This is a genomic window from Thermoanaerobacterium aotearoense, assembly GCF_009905255.1.
GTDB classification, from domain to species: Bacteria; Bacillota; Thermoanaerobacteria; order Thermoanaerobacterales; family Thermoanaerobacteraceae; genus Thermoanaerobacterium; species Thermoanaerobacterium aotearoense.
Genome location: NZ_CP047602.1, coordinates 1,695,381 through 1,714,167, shown reverse-complemented (window position 1 = coordinate 1,714,167; position 18,787 = coordinate 1,695,381). Strand labels below are relative to the sequence as shown.

Annotated in this window: 20 protein-coding genes; 11 read left to right on the top strand and 9 right to left on the bottom strand. The window is 35.2% G+C overall.

Annotated features, from left to right (window positions below; translation table 11 throughout):
* The first annotated feature begins 20 nt into the window (after positions 1 to 20).
* The gene (locus tag GSH73_RS08695) at positions 21 to 548 is read left to right on the top strand and encodes a cob(I)yrinic acid a,c-diamide adenosyltransferase (RefSeq protein ID WP_014758398.1); all 528 of its coding nucleotides are present in this window, start codon (positions 21 to 23) and stop codon (positions 546 to 548) included.
* A 22-nt stretch (positions 549 to 570) separates the two neighbouring features.
* Here the strand turns inward: GSH73_RS08695 and dapD are convergent, their stop codons facing one another.
* From dapD to GSH73_RS08670, 5 genes are all read right to left on the bottom strand, one after another.
* Positions 571 to 1,284, bottom strand: coding sequence for a 2,3,4,5-tetrahydropyridine-2,6-dicarboxylate N-acetyltransferase (gene dapD, locus GSH73_RS08690; protein ID WP_014758399.1), 714 nt, complete (start codon positions 1,282 to 1,284; stop codon positions 571 to 573).
* A gap of 6 nt (positions 1,285 to 1,290) precedes the next feature.
* Positions 1,291 to 2,046 carry a 4-hydroxy-tetrahydrodipicolinate reductase gene (gene dapB, locus GSH73_RS08685; RefSeq protein WP_014758400.1) on the bottom strand — a complete coding sequence of 252 codons (756 nt, stop codon included), beginning with the start codon at positions 2,044 to 2,046 and terminating at the stop codon, positions 1,291 to 1,293.
* 13 nt (positions 2,047 to 2,059) lie between these two features.
* Positions 2,060 to 2,941, bottom strand: coding sequence for a 4-hydroxy-tetrahydrodipicolinate synthase (gene dapA / locus GSH73_RS08680; protein ID WP_014758401.1), 882 nt, complete (start codon positions 2,939 to 2,941; stop codon positions 2,060 to 2,062).
* Positions 2,942 to 2,973: 32 nt separating this feature from the next.
* Positions 2,974 to 3,957 (bottom strand): aspartate-semialdehyde dehydrogenase, encoded by a 984-nt coding sequence (locus tag GSH73_RS08675; protein WP_014758402.1) that lies wholly within the window; start codon positions 3,955 to 3,957, stop codon positions 2,974 to 2,976.
* A 129-nt stretch (positions 3,958 to 4,086) separates the two neighbouring features.
* On the bottom strand, positions 4,087 to 4,956 hold the full coding sequence (locus tag GSH73_RS08670) for a hypothetical protein (RefSeq protein ID WP_014758403.1): 870 nt from the start codon (positions 4,954 to 4,956) through the stop codon (positions 4,087 to 4,089).
* Positions 4,957 to 5,118: 162 nt separating this feature from the next.
* Between GSH73_RS08670 and GSH73_RS08665 the strand changes: the two genes are divergently transcribed.
* From GSH73_RS08665 to GSH73_RS08655, 3 genes are all read left to right on the top strand, one after another.
* Entirely contained in the window at positions 5,119 to 5,400 is a 282-nt protein-coding gene (locus tag GSH73_RS08665) for a hypothetical protein (RefSeq protein ID WP_014758404.1), read from the top strand.
* 129 nt (positions 5,401 to 5,529) lie between these two features.
* The gene (glnA, locus tag GSH73_RS08660) at positions 5,530 to 6,864 is read left to right on the top strand and encodes a type I glutamate--ammonia ligase (RefSeq protein ID WP_014758405.1); all 1,335 of its coding nucleotides are present in this window, start codon (positions 5,530 to 5,532) and stop codon (positions 6,862 to 6,864) included.
* A 13-nt stretch (positions 6,865 to 6,877) separates the two neighbouring features.
* On the top strand, positions 6,878 to 7,447 hold the full coding sequence (locus tag GSH73_RS08655) for an ANTAR domain-containing response regulator (RefSeq protein ID WP_014758406.1): 570 nt from the start codon (positions 6,878 to 6,880) through the stop codon (positions 7,445 to 7,447).
* A 129-nt stretch (positions 7,448 to 7,576) separates the two neighbouring features.
* Here GSH73_RS08655 and GSH73_RS08650 read toward each other — a convergent pair whose 3' ends face one another.
* Entirely contained in the window at positions 7,577 to 9,310 is a 1,734-nt protein-coding gene (locus GSH73_RS08650; protein WP_014758407.1) for an FAD-dependent oxidoreductase, read from the bottom strand.
* Between the two features lie 138 nt (positions 9,311 to 9,448).
* Here GSH73_RS08650 and GSH73_RS08645 point away from each other — a divergent pair, with 138 nt between their 5' ends.
* Both GSH73_RS08645 and GSH73_RS08640 read left to right on the top strand, forming a co-directional pair.
* The gene (locus GSH73_RS08645; RefSeq protein WP_233432469.1) at positions 9,449 to 9,976 is read left to right on the top strand and encodes a Gx transporter family protein; all 528 of its coding nucleotides are present in this window, start codon (positions 9,449 to 9,451) and stop codon (positions 9,974 to 9,976) included.
* A 9-nt stretch (positions 9,977 to 9,985) separates the two neighbouring features.
* On the top strand, positions 9,986 to 10,945 hold the full coding sequence (locus tag GSH73_RS08640) for a polyprenyl synthetase family protein (protein ID WP_014758409.1): 960 nt from the start codon (positions 9,986 to 9,988) through the stop codon (positions 10,943 to 10,945).
* A gap of 43 nt (positions 10,946 to 10,988) precedes the next feature.
* Here GSH73_RS08640 and iadA read toward each other — a convergent pair whose 3' ends face one another.
* On the bottom strand, positions 10,989 to 12,158 hold the full coding sequence (gene iadA, locus GSH73_RS08635) for a beta-aspartyl-peptidase (RefSeq protein WP_014758410.1): 1,170 nt from the start codon (positions 12,156 to 12,158) through the stop codon (positions 10,989 to 10,991).
* Positions 12,159 to 12,264: 106 nt separating this feature from the next.
* On the opposite strand from iadA, the gene pdxR reads away from it, so the two are divergent.
* The 4 genes from pdxR (at position 12,265) to GSH73_RS08615 (ending at position 16,173) form a co-directional block, all read left to right on the top strand.
* Positions 12,265 to 13,698: a MocR-like pyridoxine biosynthesis transcription factor PdxR gene (pdxR, locus tag GSH73_RS08630; RefSeq protein ID WP_014758411.1), complete on the top strand. Its 1,434-nt coding sequence runs from the start codon at positions 12,265 to 12,267 to the stop codon at positions 13,696 to 13,698.
* 87 nt (positions 13,699 to 13,785) lie between these two features.
* Entirely contained in the window at positions 13,786 to 13,968 is a 183-nt protein-coding gene (locus tag GSH73_RS08625; protein WP_014758412.1) for a spore coat protein, read from the top strand.
* Positions 13,969 to 13,979: 11 nt separating this feature from the next.
* Positions 13,980 to 14,519 carry a spore coat protein gene (locus tag GSH73_RS08620; RefSeq protein ID WP_014758413.1) on the top strand — a complete coding sequence of 180 codons (540 nt, stop codon included), beginning with the start codon at positions 13,980 to 13,982 and terminating at the stop codon, positions 14,517 to 14,519.
* 109 nt (positions 14,520 to 14,628) lie between these two features.
* Positions 14,629 to 16,173: a glycosyl hydrolase family 18 protein gene (locus GSH73_RS08615; protein WP_014758414.1), complete on the top strand. Its 1,545-nt coding sequence runs from the start codon at positions 14,629 to 14,631 to the stop codon at positions 16,171 to 16,173.
* A gap of 14 nt (positions 16,174 to 16,187) precedes the next feature.
* Here GSH73_RS08615 and GSH73_RS08610 read toward each other — a convergent pair whose 3' ends face one another.
* Together GSH73_RS08610 and GSH73_RS08605 are read right to left on the bottom strand one after the other, a co-directional pair.
* Positions 16,188 to 16,595 carry a bactofilin family protein gene (locus GSH73_RS08610; RefSeq protein WP_014758415.1) on the bottom strand — a complete coding sequence of 136 codons (408 nt, stop codon included), beginning with the start codon at positions 16,593 to 16,595 and terminating at the stop codon, positions 16,188 to 16,190.
* Positions 16,596 to 16,631: 36 nt separating this feature from the next.
* The gene (locus tag GSH73_RS08605; protein ID WP_014758416.1) at positions 16,632 to 17,546 is read right to left on the bottom strand and encodes a M23 family metallopeptidase; all 915 of its coding nucleotides are present in this window, start codon (positions 17,544 to 17,546) and stop codon (positions 16,632 to 16,634) included.
* A 174-nt stretch (positions 17,547 to 17,720) separates the two neighbouring features.
* Here GSH73_RS08605 and GSH73_RS08600 point away from each other — a divergent pair, with 174 nt between their 5' ends.
* Positions 17,721 to 18,725 (top strand): glycosyltransferase, encoded by a 1,005-nt coding sequence (locus tag GSH73_RS08600; RefSeq protein ID WP_014758417.1) that lies wholly within the window; start codon positions 17,721 to 17,723, stop codon positions 18,723 to 18,725.
* The last annotated feature ends 62 nt before the right edge of the window (positions 18,726 to 18,787 follow it).

Sequence of the window (18,787 nt, the reverse complement as noted above, 5' to 3'; positions counted from 1 at the left end):
ATACAAAAGGGGAGATTCCATTGAAAAACGGTCTGATTCAAATATATACAGGTGATGGGAAAGGCAAGACGACTGCTGCCATAGGTCTTGCCATAAGAGCTTTAGGCAGAGGCTTTAGAGTCTATATGGTTCAATTTTTAAAAGGTAGAGATACAGGAGAGCTTTATGTTTTGAAAAACTTAGAAAACTTTAAAGTGTTTAGATTTCAGTCAAGTGAAAAATTCTTTTTTCAAATGGATGAGAACGAAAAAAATGTACTTAGGGATGAGATGCATAAAGCTTATGACTTTATAGAAAATGTCATTAAAAATGAAGAATGCGATATGCTCATATTAGACGAAATAATGGGGGTAATACAGAACAATATTTTCTCTGTAGAAGATGTACTTAAACTTATGAAGGAGAAGCCAGACACAATGGAGATGGTTTTAACAGGAAGAAATGCTCCTAAAGAGCTTATTGACAATGCAGATCTTGTAACTGAAATGAAGTTAGTCAAACATCCTTTTGAAAAAGGCATTTCCGCCAGATACGGAATAGAATTTTAAAACCCGGCTTAGCCGGGTTTTTCTAACCTCTTAAATCATCCAATAGTTTAGTTTTTTCTCTGGTTTTTTCGTCTTTGATTTTGACAATTTTAGCAGGAACACCGGCCACGACAGTGTTTGGAGGTACGTCTTCTGTGACGACAGACCCTGCTGCTACAACAGCATCGTGACCAACTCTGACACCTTCTAAAAGGACGGCATTGGCGCCTATGAGTACATTGTCTTCCACGATAACGGGGATACTGCTTGGTGGCTCCAACACGCCTGCTATGACTGCACCAGCGCCAACATGGACATTTTTTCCGATTATTCCTCTTGCACCAACAACGGCATTCATATCTATCATTGTGTTTTCGCCAATTTCAGCCCCTATATTGATGATGGCACCCATCATGATTACTGCATTTTTTCCTATTTTTACTCTGTCTCTTATAATAGCGCCTGGTTCAATTCGAGCATTTAAGTCTTTTATATCCAACAATGGTATTGCAGAATTTCTCCTATCGTATTCGAGGTGATAATCCTTAATTTTGTCTTTGTTTTCATCTAAAAGTTTTTTTACATCTTCTAACTCTCCGAAGATTATTTTGAAATTATCGGTGCCAAAAACTTTAAATGTTTTTTCGTCTACATCTATATTTCCGCTTATGTAGGCTTTTACTGGTGTGGATTTTTTAGATTCCTTTATGAATTTTGCTATTTCATAAGGGTTTGTCAATTCATCTTTTGAATTCAAAAGTCATCATCCTTTCTTGACAAGTGATTCCATGTCATAAAGTCCAGGTTTTTGATTTATTAAAAATTTAGCTGCTAAAAGTGCGCCATTTCCAAATATTTCTCTTGATCTTGCTGAATGGCTAATCTTGATGATTTCATCGTGACCAGCAAAAATCACTTCATGTTCACCTACTACGGTGCCACCTCTTAACGCATGGATACCTATTTCATTTTTATTCCGCTTATCTATATTTGAGTGCCTACCGTACACATATTCCATTTTATCGGCCAAAACGCTATTTATGGCATCTGCAATCAATAATGCTGTTCCACTGGGAGAATCTTTTTTCATGTTGTGGTGCATCTCAAGTATCTCTATATCAAAATTGTCACTTAAGACTCTTGCGGCTTCTTTGACTAAACTTATAAGTACATTGATGCCTAACGACATATTAGCAGACCTAAATATGGGAATATGGTTAGATGCTTCTCTTAAAGAATTAATTTCTTCCTCATCAAGACCTGTTGTTGCAACGACAACAGGTAAATTTTTGCTTACGGCGGCTTTTAGCAATTGTGGCACAGCCGTATGATATGAAAAATCTATTACTACATCGGCATCCACATCTACTTCATCAAGACTTTTGTACACAGGAAATCCGCATTGACACTGATTTTGGTCGATTCCAGCAACAACTTCAAAGTCTGGGTTTTGTGAAGCCATATTTGCGATTACTTTGCCCATTTTTCCACAACAACCATTTATTATCACTCTTATCATTAATACGGCCTCCTTATATTAGCCCAAATTCTTTTAATGTAGATTTTAGTGTGCTTAGATTCTTTTCGGACATATCGACTAAAGGAAGCCTCAACGGTCCGACATTGAAACCCATTAAATTCATTGCTGTCTTGACTGGAATTGGATTCGTTTCTATGAACATGACACTATTTAAAGGATTTAATTCCAATTGCAATTTTCTTGCGGCCTCTATATTTCCATTCAAAAACAGCATTACCATTTCGTGTATTTTTTTAGGCACGATATTTGCAGTGACGGAAATTACACCTATGCCGCCTAATGATAGTATTGGCACGACCTGATCGTCATTTCCTGAGTATATTTCAAATTTATCGCCCATTATTCGCGCTATTTCAGCTATTTGAACTATATCGCTGCTGGCTTCTTTTACACCAACAACATTGTCAACGTGTTTGCATATTTCTAAGTATGTTTCTGGTTTTACATTCATACCCGTTCTACTTGGAACATTGTATATTATTATTGGCTTATCAACATTTTTTGCGATTTCTGTAAAATGTTTGACAAGTCCTGCTTGAGTAGTCTTATTGTAGTACGGCGTTATGACAAGTAGAGCATCAGCGCCAACAGTTGAAGCATATTTGCTTAGTTCAATGCTGTGTCGCGTATCATTGCTGCCTGTTCCAGCTATGACAGGAATGCGACCTTTTACTTTGTCAACCGCAAATTTGATCGTATCCATTTTTTCTTTATCTGTCATTGTTGACGATTCACCGGTCGTGCCACATATTATTACAGCATCTGTACCTTCTTTTATATGCCATTCTAAAAGTTCCTCTAACTTGTTAAAATTAACTCCGTCTTCAGTGAATGGAGTAACGAGGGCAACACCTGAACCCTTAAATACTGGCATCATTTATCATCCTTTCTCAGAACATAAAGACATTATTTAATCAAAAGCTCGGCAATTTGCACAGCGTTAGATGCGGCGCCTTTCCTTATATTGTCAGCCACAATCCACATATTTAATCCGCTGTAGACTGTTTCATCACGTCTTAATCTTCCTACAAATACTTCATCATGTCCTGTTGCGATTGTTGCAACTGGGTATATGTTGTTTTCCGGATCGTCCATTAAAACGACTCCAGGAGCATTTTTTAAAACGCTTCTTAAGTCTTCCATTTGATAAGGTTTTTCAAATTCGATATTGACGCTTTCGCTGTGGGAATTCTTAACGGGTACTCTAACCGTCGTAGGTGATACTTTTATAGAGTTGTCACCCATTATCTTTTTTGTCTCATTGATCATCTTAAGCTCCTCTTTAGTGTATCCATCAGGCAAAAAAACATCTATATGTGGAATGCAGTTATATGCTATAGGATAAGGGAAACATTGATTTTTTTCACCATTTAATGTTCTTTCAAGGTCATCGACGCCTTTTTTACCCGCACCAGATACCGCTTGATACGTTGAGACGACAATTCTCTTGATTTTGTATCTGTCATGAAGGGGCTTTAGCGGGACTACCATTTGAATCGTTGAACAATTAGGATTTGCTATTATACCTTTATTCCATTTAATATCTTGTGGATTTACTTCAGGAACTACCAGTGGTACATTATCATCCATTCGCCATGCGCTGGAGTTGTCAACGACTGTTACTCCTTTTTCTGCTGCTATAGGAGCGTACATTTTACTTACTGTAGCGCCTGCTGAGAATAATGCTATCTTTATGTCTCTATCAAAGCTTTTTTCTGTCAATTCTTCTACAGTGTATTCATTTCCTTTAAATGTAAGCTTTTGGCCAGCAGTTCTTTTTGAGGCGAACAAATACAAATTGTCCACCGGGAAATTTCTCTCTTCTAAAACTTTAATAAACGTTCTTCCTACGAGGCCAGTCGCACCTACGATTGCTACATTGACTCCCATTATTATCCTCCTTAAAAATAAAAATTCATTGATATAGTGCAATAAAGTAAGTTTGTTATTTAAAATATATCATTATTATTATATGAAGTCAATAAAATAAGGTTATACAAAAATAACCCCTAAAAGAGGTTATTTTTGTGACTTTGAGGCTTTTTCAAGCGATTTAATGTCTGTCTCTAAAACGCTTGTTTTGATTTTGGTGATGGTGCTGTCTTTTGACTGTACAGCTTTTTCCAATTCACTAAGACCTGCATCAAATTTATCTGAAGCATTTTTAGCGTCTTTAGGCAGTTTTATCCTTATGTTTTTCCAAATCGCCTTTATATCATCTATATCTTTTAATGCAATATCCCATTTGCCTAAAGACGAATTAAACTCGATGTCTCTGCTGTAAAATCTAAGTTTTTTAATATCTGGTGGTGTTGTTGTCTTAAAGTAATTTTCAATTTCAGGCACAAATTTGTAGACATTATTTGCGGCAATCATTGTATCATCTAAAGATTTGCTGGAGGACTTTGTAGTCAGAATATTTATTGATGTACTTACATTGTTTACTAAATCAGAACTGGCTCCAGCTTTTGCAGCAATAGGGCTTAAAGCATTCCAATTTGTATGTATATCTTTTACAGTTTTATCTATTGCGCTCCATGATTTTTCTTCTGGTGGCTGCTTTTGCTGTTTTTTATTAGCACCTTTTTCATTAGATTTTCCGCCATCTTGACTTTTTGAAGAACTTTGCTTTTTATTCTGAGGTGCTAATGTTGTAGCTGATTGTTGAGTGCTTTTGCCACTCTGGGATTCTTTAAGTTTTTTAGCTTCTTTTATTATCGTGTCGATGTCGCTTTCGATTTTAGTAAGCTCTTTTGGTGTAGACATTTTTTGAGTCGTACTGGGCTTTTTCTGCGGAATGGGCTTTTTTTGCTTATTCTTGCAAGCAGAAAGCTGAAATACTGAAATAAATATCAATAATATGCAGAAAATTTTACGATACTTTTTCATAGAATCACCTCAATAGATAGTATTGCCAGTATGATTTAATTTAATGACTGTATAATTTTTTTAAAATTTGTAAGGTTGTAAATTTTTGTACTTGCATAAGAAAATTATGGTATAATATAATTATAATGTAGTAGCTGAAGGCTACAGGAAAGGAGAGTGTGTATGTGGAATTATAAGATCAAAAAAGTGTCTGTTTTTTCTGTCTTTAAGTTTACATTGTTGTACGGCATTATAATTGGAGCTGTTTTGGGTTTAATTGGAGGTTTATTCGGGAGTATAGGAGATGCTAGATTTTTTGGCTTGGGTGTATTTGGAGGACTCATATTTGGAATAATTTATGGGGTGATGTTGGCGCTAATTAGCGCTTTTGGAACATGGATTTTCAATCTCGTATCTGGTGTAATAGATGGAATAGATGTTGAACTTGAAAAAAAGGACGAATGATATTGTTATGTTGAAATACATATGTTATAATCTTGTAAAGTCATATTTTTAGATGGGCAATGGTGTCCTCAATGAAGGAAGATAATGTCCTTAATTGAGTACACCTATTTTAATTTAAGGAGGATTGTTATGGGAAACAAATACAGTGTAGAAGATGTATTGAGGATTTCCAAAGAGCGTGGTGTTGAGTTTATTCATTTACAGTTTAGCGACATTTTCGGCGTCATGAAAAATGTCTCGATTCCTATTGAAGAGCTGGATAAGGCTTTAAACAATGAAATAATGTTTGACGGCTCATCAATAGATGGATTTGTCAGAATCGAGGAGTCTGATATGTATTTAAGGCCAGATACAGATACTTTTGTAATATTTCCATGGAGGACAACAAGCGGCGTAGAGGCAAGGCTTATCTGCGATATATACAATCCGGATGGTACGCCCTTTGAGGGGGATCCGAGGTATATTCTCAAAAAAAATTTAGAAGAAGCAAAAAAATTAGGTTATACAATGAATGTAGGGCCAGAGTGTGAATTTTATCTGTTTTTGACAGATGAAAAAGGAAATCCTACTACAATCACTCAGGATGCAGCAGGATATTTTGATATGGCACCAGTTGATTTAGGAGAAAGTGCCCGAAAGGAAATGGTTTCTACACTTAAAGAGATGGGATTTGCAATAGAGGCATCACACCATGAAGTAGGTCCAGGACAACATGAAATAGATTTTAAATACGATGATGCGCTTGCAACGGCAGATAATGTTATGACATTTAAAATGGTAGTAAGGATAATAGCTCAAAAACATGGACTCCATGCGACATTTATGCCTAAACCTGTGTACGGGATTGCAGGTTCAGGTATGCATTTAAATCAGTCTCTTATGAAAAATGGTGAAAATGCATTTTACGATCCAAGCGACCAGATGGGCCTTAGCAAAGATTGCTATTACTACATTGGAGGCCTTTTGAAACATGCAAAGGCATTGACGTCCATAACAAATCCTACAGTAAATTCATACAAAAGGCTTGTATCTGGTTTTGAAGCTCCTGTTTACATTGCCTGGTCTGGAAGAAATAGAAGTCCCCTCATAAGGATACCTGCTAAAAGAGGAAATTCAACAAGGATAGAGCTTAGATCACCTGATCCTTCTAACAATCCGTACTTGGCATTAGCTTGTTCGTTAGCTGCAGGACTCGATGGCATAAAAAATAAGATAGATCCACCATCGCCAGTTGATAAAAATATTTATGAAATGAGCGAAACTGAGCTGAATGAATTGAACATAGAGAAATTGCCTGAATCTTTAGAAGAAGCCTTAACCATTTTAGAAAAAGATGAGGTTATAAAAAATGCATTAGGCGAACACATATACAATAAATATGTTGAGGCAAAATGGTCTGAGTGGGATTCCTACAGGACTTACGTCACAAGGTGGGAGATAGACCAATACCTTACTAAGTTTTAAGGTAGGTGTTCTCATGAGTCAATGGCGCATCATAATTGCTGATAGCAATGATTACAGCAGAAGTATGCTTAAAGGGATGCTTTTATCCAGCGGTCACCTGGTATATGAAGCAAGAGACGGTGGAAGCGCAGTAAGGCTTTCGCGATCATTGATGCCTGATCTCGTCTTGGTGGACATGGGCATTGTTGGAATGAATGCTTACGAAGTAGCGCATATTATCGATAGCGATAATGTGGCACCTGTCATATTGATGACACAGACCATTCAAAGAGGTTTTATTGAAGAAGTGAAAAATTATTCTGTATTCGCTTATCTATTGAAGCCAATTGATAAAGCTGTTTTATTAAGCCTTACTGAATTTGTGATAGAAAATCACAAGAAGTATTTATCTTTAAAAAATGAAATAGAAAGCTTAAAAAAGCAAATAGAAGCCCGCAAGAAAATAGAGAGAGCTAAAGGGTTGTTGATGAAAGTAAAAAAACTTGATGAGGAAGAAGCTTATACTTTGATGAGAAAGATGAGCATGGACTCAACACTTCCTATGGAAGTCATAGCAGAGAGGATATTGACAAAATACTCGTAAAAAAAACTTAAGCACATAAAAACGTATTTGTGCTTAAGTTTTTTTCTTTGGGATTAAATGAAAAGAGCTTAAAATATATTTCTGAGTAAATAAAGAAAAGGCTATAGGAGATTTCCTACAGCCTCTTTATTAAAATACATTAAGTTTTAGCTTTTTTCTTCTTACCCAATGTTTTAATACTTTTGAAAGCCAAGGCATTACATAGTAGTCGAGACCAAATGATCTTCCGGCGCCGCCCATTATAGCTATGGCGGTTATGACGTACCACCAGTTGTTGAATGTCGCCATACCTGATAAGTAGAAATTAATATGAAGGAATATGGTTCCAAGTGCAGCAATAAACGTAAATAATCCTGCAACAAGCAAAAGGCCAATACCTATTTCAGACAATGTTATCAACGACTGGAAGAATATGGCGTGAGGCAATATGAACTTTTCCATAAACCATCCATACCATGCAGGCACATTTTGCATTGGAGCTGCTGACGCGCCAGCAGATAATTTGACTGATGACAGCCAACCTTCTTGTATGTGTTGTATGCCGCTTATTATCCACATTAAACCTAAGAAGACCCTCATGAGTGATAGCCAAAACATATTTGTAGTAACAGCTACATGATTTTCAATTATGCTTAATTTGCCTTTATCAGGTACATCGATAAACTGATCTCTTATATACTGTGCGCACATGCCAAGGCCGCTTAAACCAAATAAGTAATGCATGTTTACTATGTGTTTCATAAACGTAGCTGGGTATCCTGACAGCCCGCCTATGCCAGAAAGTTCTGCGATGGCGAATCTTCTTCCTACAGATACCATATTTCCGTGAAGATTTAGTTTAAGCTCTTTCTTTGGCATATTTTTAATGGAGGCGGCGATATTGTATGCAGCGGCATCAGCAGATTGCAAAGCAGATTCAACTAAAGCAGGCATAGGTTTTCCATCTTCTCCTACATAGGAAGCGCTGTCGCCGATGGCATATACATACGGATTAGATGACTCCATGTATTTATTTACTACGATTCTTCCTTTTTTATCTGTATTAAGTCCGATATTGGCGACGAAGCTATTTCCTTGAATACCGCCTGTCCAAATCAGCGTTTTTGTAGGAATTTCTTCGCCTGTCTTTAATGTGATGCCATCTGGTGTAACACTTGTGATCATGGAGTTTGTCTTGACTTCTACGCCATTTTTATTGAGGAAATTCACTACTTTTTGAACTAAATTTTCCCTGCTGACCGTAGGCAAAATTTTAGGCAATGCTTCAACAAGAGTTAATCTAACTTCATCTCTTGAAACTCTGTACTCTTTACACAGCCTATCTACCCACTCCATGAGTTCGCCTATCATCTCTACTCCTGTAAAACCACCGCCGCCAACTATAAATGTAAGCATTTTTGCTCTTTTTTGTCTGTCTGTTTCATATTGTGCCTTTTTAAACATTTCGCGAATGTGCTTATTTATTTTTTCAGCGTCCTTTAAAGACCATAATGTAAAAGCATACTCTTTCATGCCAGGAATTCCAAAATAAGCTGGTTCACTGCCACAAGCTATTATAAGATAATCGTAATCATACTCAGACGTTTCTGAGTACAATTTTTTGTTTTCTATATCAACTTTGTTTATTTCATCTTGTACAATCTTGACGCGCGTGTACTCTAATGCTTCTTTCAATGATACTTTTACGCCTTCAGGCTTTATTCTATTTCCAGCTACTTCGTGCAACTCTGTAAGGTATGTCTGACTATCATTTTTTTCGATAAGTGTTATTTCTACATCGTCGTTAAGTAAATATTTATCAAGTTTTTGTGCAGCAGTAGCTCCTCCAAATCCTCCGCCCAACACTATTACTTTAGTGCTCATATAAAAACCTCCTGTTAAAATTATCTATCATCTTGATTATAGCATAATTATTTAACAAACAAAAATTTTTTAGTAAATGATATCAGTTGATTAAATATAAAAAAACAAATATAATAAATTATGATGTGTTTTATAGGATTGGAGGGCACAAAACTGTCTAATAAAAAACTTGTATATATTTCTATATTAGTTTCGCAAGCATTGGTTTTGAACATTGTTGAAAGCTTTATTCCCGTTCCTATTCCTGTTCCAGGGATAAAGATCGGGCTTGCTAATATAGTCACTTTAGTGACAATATTGCTGTTTGGATTTAAGGAATCTCTCATTGTTGTCATCATGAGGACATTGTTAGCGCAATTGCTTGTTGGAAATTTAACGTCATTTTTGTACAGTGTATCCGGTGGTATTTTGAGTGCATGCATTATGTTTTTTGTCTATAAGAGATACAGCAAATACTTCAGCTTAGTTGGTGTAAGTGTTTTTGGCTCTGTTGCCCACAATGTAGGTCAGCTATTTGTTGCGGCGTTAATCATAAACAATTTTTTAATATTTTCTTATTTGCCTGTACTCATGATTGCTGGAATCATAATGGGGGTTTTCACAGGACTTGTGGCTAACTATTTTAAAAAATACATCAAAAACGTTAAATACGATTCTAAGTGGTAGGTGTTTATTTTGTTTGATAAATATGAGTTTGTCAAGGAAGACATGAAAAAGATAGATGAATTTATTTTGGAAAATATCAAGACTAATTCTCCAACTATAAAAAAAGCGATTGATGATTTAGTCTTATCTGGAGGTAAAAGGATAAGGCCGCTTCTTGTCATAGCTATTGCCAGAATGGGTGAATACAGTGAGGAGAAAATCATTCCAATAGCTGCTTCTATAGAGATAATGCACATGGCTACGCTTATACATGATGATATCATTGATGATTCAAAGATGAGGCGTGGACGAAAGTCGATTCAAAGCAAATACGGTAAAGAAACAGCAGTTTTTACTGGTGATTTTTTATTCAGCCAAGCCTTTAACTTGATAGCTGATATTATTTCCAAGGAAAATCTAAAATTGATCGCAAGAGGCGTTAAAGCTATTTGTGAGGGCGAAATTGAACAATTTGACAATAGATACAATCTTGATTTGAGCATTAGGAAATATCTAAAAAGGATTTACAGAAAAACTGCCTTATTGTTCGCAATTAGCTGTGAATCTGGTGCATCACAGGCGGGACTTACGAAAGAAATGATAAGAGCTATGAGGCACTTTGGATTAGAAATAGGTGTTGCATTTCAGATTGTTGATGATATTCTTGATTACGAAGGTGTAGAGAGAATCGTAGGAAAGCCTTTAGGCAGTGATTTATTAAATGGAATTTACACATTGCCTCTTATTTATGCGCTTAAAACGGATCGCAAGAAGGCGATTGAGGGAATTTTGAAAAAAAGAGATTTAAGCAGAAGAGATGTGAATCACATAATAAAGGAAGTAAGATTGAGTGGTGGTATAGATTACTCAAAAGAACTTGCTGTCAAATATGTAAAAAAAGCTGTTAAATACTTGGAAATTATGCCAGACTGCGAGCAGAAGAATTTGATGATGGATATTGCTGACGATGTGTTGAAGAGGAATTATTGATTTTTGATAAACATAATGAAAGGACATTTTTAAAAATGTCCTTTCATTCGAATATGCCTTTTTTTACTATCTCGTTGAATTTAATCATAAATTGTCCTTTTGCTATGACTGATGAGATGTTTAAATTTTTATCTAAAACTACTAAATCGGCATCAGAGTTTTCTTTTATACAACCTTTTTTTGGGTATAGAAGAAGCACTTTAGCCACATTTTCAGTTATTATTTTTATGGCAGTTTCAAGTGGTAAGACACCATTTGTTATTATCTCTTTTAAATCTCTATAAAGTGTTAATGTACTTCCAACCATGACTTTAATAAGTTTTTTGTTTTCGTCAAACACAGGTATGCTTCCGTTGCTGTCAGAGCTCATAGTCACATTATCCAATGGAAGATTGTTTTCTACAATTTTTCTTACTGCATCTATTGGCTTAAGTGCAGTTTTGGAGTTTTCATCAGGTTTTATATCTGATGTTAAATCGATACGGCCTCCCATCTTTAAAAATTTCATCGCTTGTGAAAAAAGATGATCATTTCTATTTACATGTGTTGGAATAAACTGTGTGACGGGTATTTCAGTATTTTTGACGATGTCTATGATAGGCGTAAGACCTCTTATGCCATCACCAACGTGCAAATGCACAATTCCCGGTTTATTTCCTAACAGCCCGCCAACTCTGGCTTCTGCAGCAAGTTTTGTCAAATCTTCTTCTGTTGGTTGAGCCGATCTGTGATCGGATATTGCGATTTCGCCGGTGCCTAACACTTTATCGATTATCGCTATGTCAGATCTAACGCTATTGGTAAGTGTTCTCGTAGGAAGCTCATAAGCACCTGTGTATATATAGGTGGTAAGGCCTTCTTCTTCCAGTGCCCTTGCTTTTGCCAGCAATTCTGTCATGCTTCTTGTTATGCCATCTGCGCCTAAAAGCCCTACAACTGTGGTAATGCCTGCTTTTGTTAGATCGGTCAGTTTTATCTCAGGAGTTCTTGTCGCAGGACCTCCTTCGCCGCCACCACCTGCAATATGCACATGCTGATCAATAAAACCAGGTACAATTATATTCCCGCTTAAATCGACGGTTGAAAGTTCAGGAAGATCTTTTATATCTATATTTTTTGCTATCTTTACAATTTTTTCGTTGCAGGTAAGTATATCCATTTTGCTTATGCATTTTGGCGTGTAAACTTCTGCGCCTTTTAACAATAAGAACATTTTTCCACCTTCTTTACAGTTTTTTTCTTGCAAATTATTTTGTACAAAATTGTCATTATTTATGTTATCATTAAATTGTATCGAAACAAATTAAGAGGTGTTGAAGATGGTGAATTTTTCAGTAGATAAAAGCAAGTCTACTCCACTTTATATACAGATTTTTAATCAATTTAAAAAATACATTGAAAATGGCAGTATACCACCAGGCTACAAACTGCCAACCATACGTTCTTTAGCCAAAGAATTGGGCGTAAACAATGTTACTGTTATAAATGCATATAGGCTACTTGAGGCAAATGGGTATATAGACAAAAAAGTCGGAAGCGGAACGTATGTATCAGAGACAGTCAGACAATCAGATGTGTCTATCGAAGATATAAAAGCTTTGGAACACGGACAGATACTTGTAAATAAAAACATGATAAATTTTTCATCATCATCTCCAAATCCTGAGTTGTTTCCGGTTGACGATTTTAAAGTGATTATAAACAAAGTTTTGGAGAGAGATGGCGGATACGCATTTGAATATCAAGATACAAAGGGATATATGCCACTCAGAAAAGTCATTGCTGAGTTTATAAAGAAAGATGAGGTAAACATCGATTTCGAAGATGTGCAAATCATATCGGGTGGACAACAGGGAATAGACGTTGTATCAAAGGCGTTGGTAAATTTTGGTGATTGTGTTTTGGTTGAGTCACCTACGTATTCATGGGCCATAGCGTCTTTTAAATCAAGAGGTGCTGAAATTGTGGATATAGAGCTTGAGAAAGACGGAATCAATATAGATGCGTTAGAGGAGAAGCTTAAGATTTTCAAACCAAAATTAATATACACTATGCCGGTTTTTCAAAATCCAACTGGTATATCATACAGCGTAGAAAAGATGAAAAGACTAATTGAGATTGCATACAAGTATGATACGTATATCGTGGAGGACGATTTTTCAAATGAGTTGAATTTCAGCAATAACAAACATTTACCATTAAAAGCTTATGACAAATACGACAGGGTAATATATATAAAAAGTTTTTCTAAGATATACATGCCTGGATTGAGATTAGGATTTATATTATCTCCTAAAAATCTTATAAATTCTTTTGCTGAAGCCAAATATGTTACAGATCTATCAACTTCCGGCTTGATGCAAAGAGCGTTTGAGATTTATTTGAGGGAAGGAATGTGGGAAAAACACGTAGAAAGATTTAAAAAAATCATGAGAAATAGGTTTGATGAGATGAAACGCCTTTTGGCTGACAATAGTTATTTTGAGATTAATATTCCAGATGGGGGATTTTATTTTTGGTTAAAATTGAAAAAAAATATTTCTGCTAAATTGATATATTTAAAATGTATTGAGAGAAACGTTTCTATTGTTCCAGGGAGTATATTTTTTTCCAATAAAATAGACGATTCACATATAAGATTAAGCTATGCGTCATGTGAAGCAGATAAAATAAGAAAAGGCATACTGACTATTGAGGAAGTGATTAAAGATATTGATGAGGCGGGAAATAGTGAATATATTCCAATCGTTTAAAAGCGCTTTAATGCGCTTTTTTTTGAATTAAAAAGAATCAACTACAAATAATAAATATGCAAAAACAATTGTGGAGGAGGTAAAAATATGACATTAACTCAAAAAGAACTTGGATATATTTCGGATGAACTTGCATCAGAGCAATTGATAATAAAGAAGTATCAGACGGCTGTGAATCAAGTGACAGATCCACAGCTTAAAAATCTATTTCAGAAAAATATAAACGTGCATCAAAATCATTACAACTCTTTATTAAATTTATTGAAATAGGAGTGATATAAATGGGTAGAAAAAGTGCAAAAGTAAATACTACTGCCATGAATTCGGCAGCTATGCCGGATATGTCGGGTGGCAGTATTAGCAAACAAATAGATTCATATACAAATTCCAATTTAAAAAATGTATCAGCAAACGCTACTGCTACTGCAACTGGCAGTATAAATGCTACAGGTATGCCTAATGACTATTCGCCGGCAGGTAGCATAAGCAAGGCGATTGACAATACTACGATGCAGAATCTAAATAGTGCAAGCAGTAAGAATCAAACTTATACAGCGGGTGCATCTCAAACATCAACTCTTACTGATAAAGATATAACTGCAGATTGTTTAAAATCAGAAATACTTTTACTACAATCTTATAACAGTGCTTGTATAGAAAGCGCAAATCAAAATGTATATTCCAACATTAAGAATATACTAAATGAAGAACACGATGTCCACTATGAGATATTCAATTTGATGAAACAGAAAGGATGGTATCCTGTAAGCAATGCAAACCAGCAGGATATCGATAATACTAGAAATATGTTTCAAGGATAGATGAGGCCTTTATGGGCCTCATTTCCTTTTTATGAAAATTTATACGGTTGAATATATATGCTTGCCAATGTTATCATATATATTGAAAATGCACAAGGGGGATTTTGGCATGCGTATAAAAAAAGCTTTTTTTATGCTGATAGCAGCTTTTATAGTTCTATCTTTGTTTTTGTTTAATTTCGCTAAAACCAGTGCATCGGCGAGGGTTGTGTATGCTTATGCGACACATGATTACGATTCAGACAACAGTTCTTACGATTCTTTTATGCAAAATGAATCAAACATCAATTACGTAATAACGTTTACTTACGGCATTGATGAAAACGGCAATTTAAACGGTACTGAAAATGATGAGATAAAAGATGAAGCCATAAAAGACAACGTGATACCTCTTTTGCTTATTCACAATATGCGGGGAGGGACATTCGACAATAGTTTGATACATTCCGTATTAAATAATACATCTGCAAGAAATAATTTGATTGATAACATTGTAGGTGCAGTAAAAAGCGGTGGGTACAAAGGAGTTAACATTGACTTTGAGAATATTGGATATAACGACAGACAAAACTACAACCAGTTTTTATCGGATCTAAAATCAAAATTGGAAGTTAACAATTTAATGCTTACTGTTGCTATACCTGCTATGACTTCGGACAGCCCATCAAGCCTTTGGGCTGGAGGCTTTGATTACGCATCAATATCTAAGATAGCTGATAAAATTATCATAATGGCTTACGATCAGCATTGGTCAGGTGGAAGCAGCGGCCCAATTTGCTCGTTTGATTGGCTTCAAAATGTCACTAACTATGCTTTATCGACGATTGATAAGGATAAAATAGTTATGGGGCTTCCGGCTTATGGATACGATTGGTCTTCAACTGGAACGACTTCTGTTACAGAAGACGATGTAAAAAGTTTGATTGGAATGTACGGTGGCAACGCCTTATGGGATAATGTGTATAAGGAACCTTACTATATTTACTATAAAAATGGAGTAAAGCATACTGTATGGTTTGAAAATTCCTATAGCTTTAAGTTGAAATTAGATTATCTTTCATCAGTAGGGATAAACAGTATATCTTTTTGGAGGCTTGGTTACGAAAGTCAGGATTTTTGGGAAGCTATTGAAGGAAATACAGTTGATTATTTCGGAGACATATTTGCAAGTTGGGCAAGAGATGATATCAACGATATGGCGATGCTTAAATATGTCTCCGGATATGGTGATGGTACATATAGACCTAATAATTACATAACAAGAGCAGAATTTGTCACATTGCTTTTAAGAGTAATGGGAATTGACGAAGTTCCTGGTGAAGGATTTTGGGATACGCAGCAGAGTTTTGCAAAAGATGCCATAGCCACAGCTAAAAAACTTGGGATAGTAAGTGGATATAGTGATGGCAGTTTTAGGCCCAATAATTACATAACAAGGGAAGAAATTGCTGCTATAATCGCAAAAGCTTATGGTTATAAGCCATATTCTAATAGTTCATTTATCGACATAAACAATAGCTTTGCTAAAGATGATATTGTCGCTTTGTCAAATAGAGGAATTATATCTGGATATGATACATATCACTTTATGCCAAAAAATTTTGCGACTCGGGCAGAAGCCACAGCGATACTTCATAGACTTATACAAAAATAAGGAGCTTTAGCTCCTTATTTTACATCTTTTTTCTTTTGTTGAGTATCCACATTCTTTTCTGATTTTTTGTTCATTTTACATTTTCCATCAAAGATTGCACCTTCGTCAATGATGAGATTTTGTACTTCTATGTCACCATACACTTTTCCTGTGGATGTTATCTGAACCTGATTTTTTATTGTAAGATTTCCGACTATCTCTCCAGAAACTGAAATATTATCAGCTTTTACATCAGCTTCTATTTTTGAATTTTCTCCGACTATCAAATTACCTTCTACTTCGACTTTTCCAGTAACGATTCCATCAATTCTCATAGTGCCCTGAGAAACGATGTTTCCTTCTATCTTCGTGTTCTTGCCAATTATTGTATCGATTTTATCAGTATTTGCATCAAATGTATTAGCATCTTTTCTTTGAAACATAGTACACCTCCTTTTGGGTTTGGCAACTATCATACGTCATTTGCTAAGATACTTCATAGGATCAACTGGATTGCCATTTAACCTTATTTCAAAATGCACGTGTGGCCCTGTACTGCGACCTGTGCTGCCAGATTTTGCTATGACATCACCCCTATTTACAGTTTGTCCTACTTTTACTAACAGTTGAGAATTATGGCCATAAACAGAAGTGATTCCATAACCATGATTTATCATGACCACATTTCCATATCCGGAAAGCCATCCTGCATAGGTTACAATGCCTTTGCCTGCTGCTTTAACAGGTGTGCCATATCCAACGGCAATGTCTATTCCAGGGTGAAATTCTGAGCTTTCGCCATAAGGGGATGTGCGACTTCCAAATGGTGATGTTATAGGTCCTACGACGGGATAGGATGATGGCAGCGATGCAAGATAATCCAATCTTTTACTTATGTCATCTATCAGTGCTTTGTATTCGTACGTTTTATTATCTATTTCGCTTGAAAGTTCATTTGTAGTTTTTTCATCCAGAGTTAGATTCCTTGAATCACGTGTTATGCCGCCACGACTTGTTTCTGGTGAGCTTAACCCTACCATTCGCCTGACTTTTTGCTCTAACTCGTCAAGGCTTTTCATTTTGTCACTTATTTTCTTGGCATTATCATTAAGCATGGCGATTTTTTTGTCTTGAGATTGATTTATGTCTTGCATTTCTGCTATTTTTTGATTTTTTTCTGCAATTATCTTGTCTTTTTCATAAACTGCAGCGGAAAGATATGTGTATTTTCCTGCAAAATAAAAAAAGGTTGAAAACAAGCCTATCAAAAGTACTGTTGCTGCAAATATATAAGCTTTTAAAGCAGATCTCTTTATTTTAAAGCTTTTTATGTCCTTTTTAGAGCTTGGCACAACCATTATGTTTATGTACTCATCTTTCTTTTTTATGTGCATTTAATCCAGTAACACCTCCTTCATAAAATAGCCAATTAATTATATTCTACATTAAGTTTAAAATTCCTGCTTTGATAATAAATTAACAATATTTGTGGATTTTAGAATTAGCGAAATTGAGATTTTCTGAATATTATGGGTACAAAGTTAGAAAATTTAGCAGGAGGTATTTGTATGGCGACGATTATATATCCACCTACTATTAATTTTAATTGGCTTTATCAGAGACCCCAGCAGATATTAAGCCGTATGTCTGAAAGAAATTATACGGTTTACTATGTTAATAAATCTTTTGATGATAGTTATAATAGAGGAATAATAGAGGTGAAGAAAAATTTATACATTGTAAATGGTGTAGACATTGGCAGTGTAAAGTTTAAAGAGATTCCAATAGTATGGATATCATATCCTCCCAATTACAGTTTTTTAAAAATGTTTAAGAAAAAATATTTGATATTTGACTCTATAGATTATCCATCAGAAGAATTTACAGAATGGAAGCTTAATTTTGAAGAAATGCAAAAAGCTGCCAATATAGTATTTGCTTCATCTGAAAAACTATTTAATATAAATATTAAAGCCAATAAAAGAACTTTTTTGTTGCCAAATGGTGCGGATTTTGATCATTTTAAAAAAGCAAGCAAAATTTTTTCAGAAAGACCTTTTGATTTGCCTGAAGGTAAACCTATAGTTGGATATATAGGAGCATTAGCAACATGGATAGATTGGGATTTAGTGGATTATATTGCTTTAAAATGTCCTGAGTACAAGTTTGTGTACATTGGTCCTAATCTGAATACAAGCAAAGTGCCGGTTAGAGACAATATTTTTTATTTGGGAGAGAAAAAATATGATATTCTTCCAGAATATTTACAGTATTTTGATGTTGCTATAATTCCTTTTAAAATAACTTCTATGACGGAAGGAGCCGATCCAATAAAAATGTATGAATACTTAAGCGCTGGAAAACAAATTGTTTCTTCCAAATTGCCTTCTATCATAAGATGCGATGGAATTTACACTGCCGATGGCAAGGAAGAATTTGTGCATTTAATAAAAAAAGCCATTGAAAATATTGACGTCGTGAAAAAGGAAAGGCTTATGGAAGTGGCGCGAGAAAATTCATGGGATAAAAGAGCAGAGTATGCCGACAGAATTATAAGATATTATTTGATATGATATATTATATTTGCTTAAGATTAAATGTAGCAATAATCAAAATATGATATAATTATTCGAGA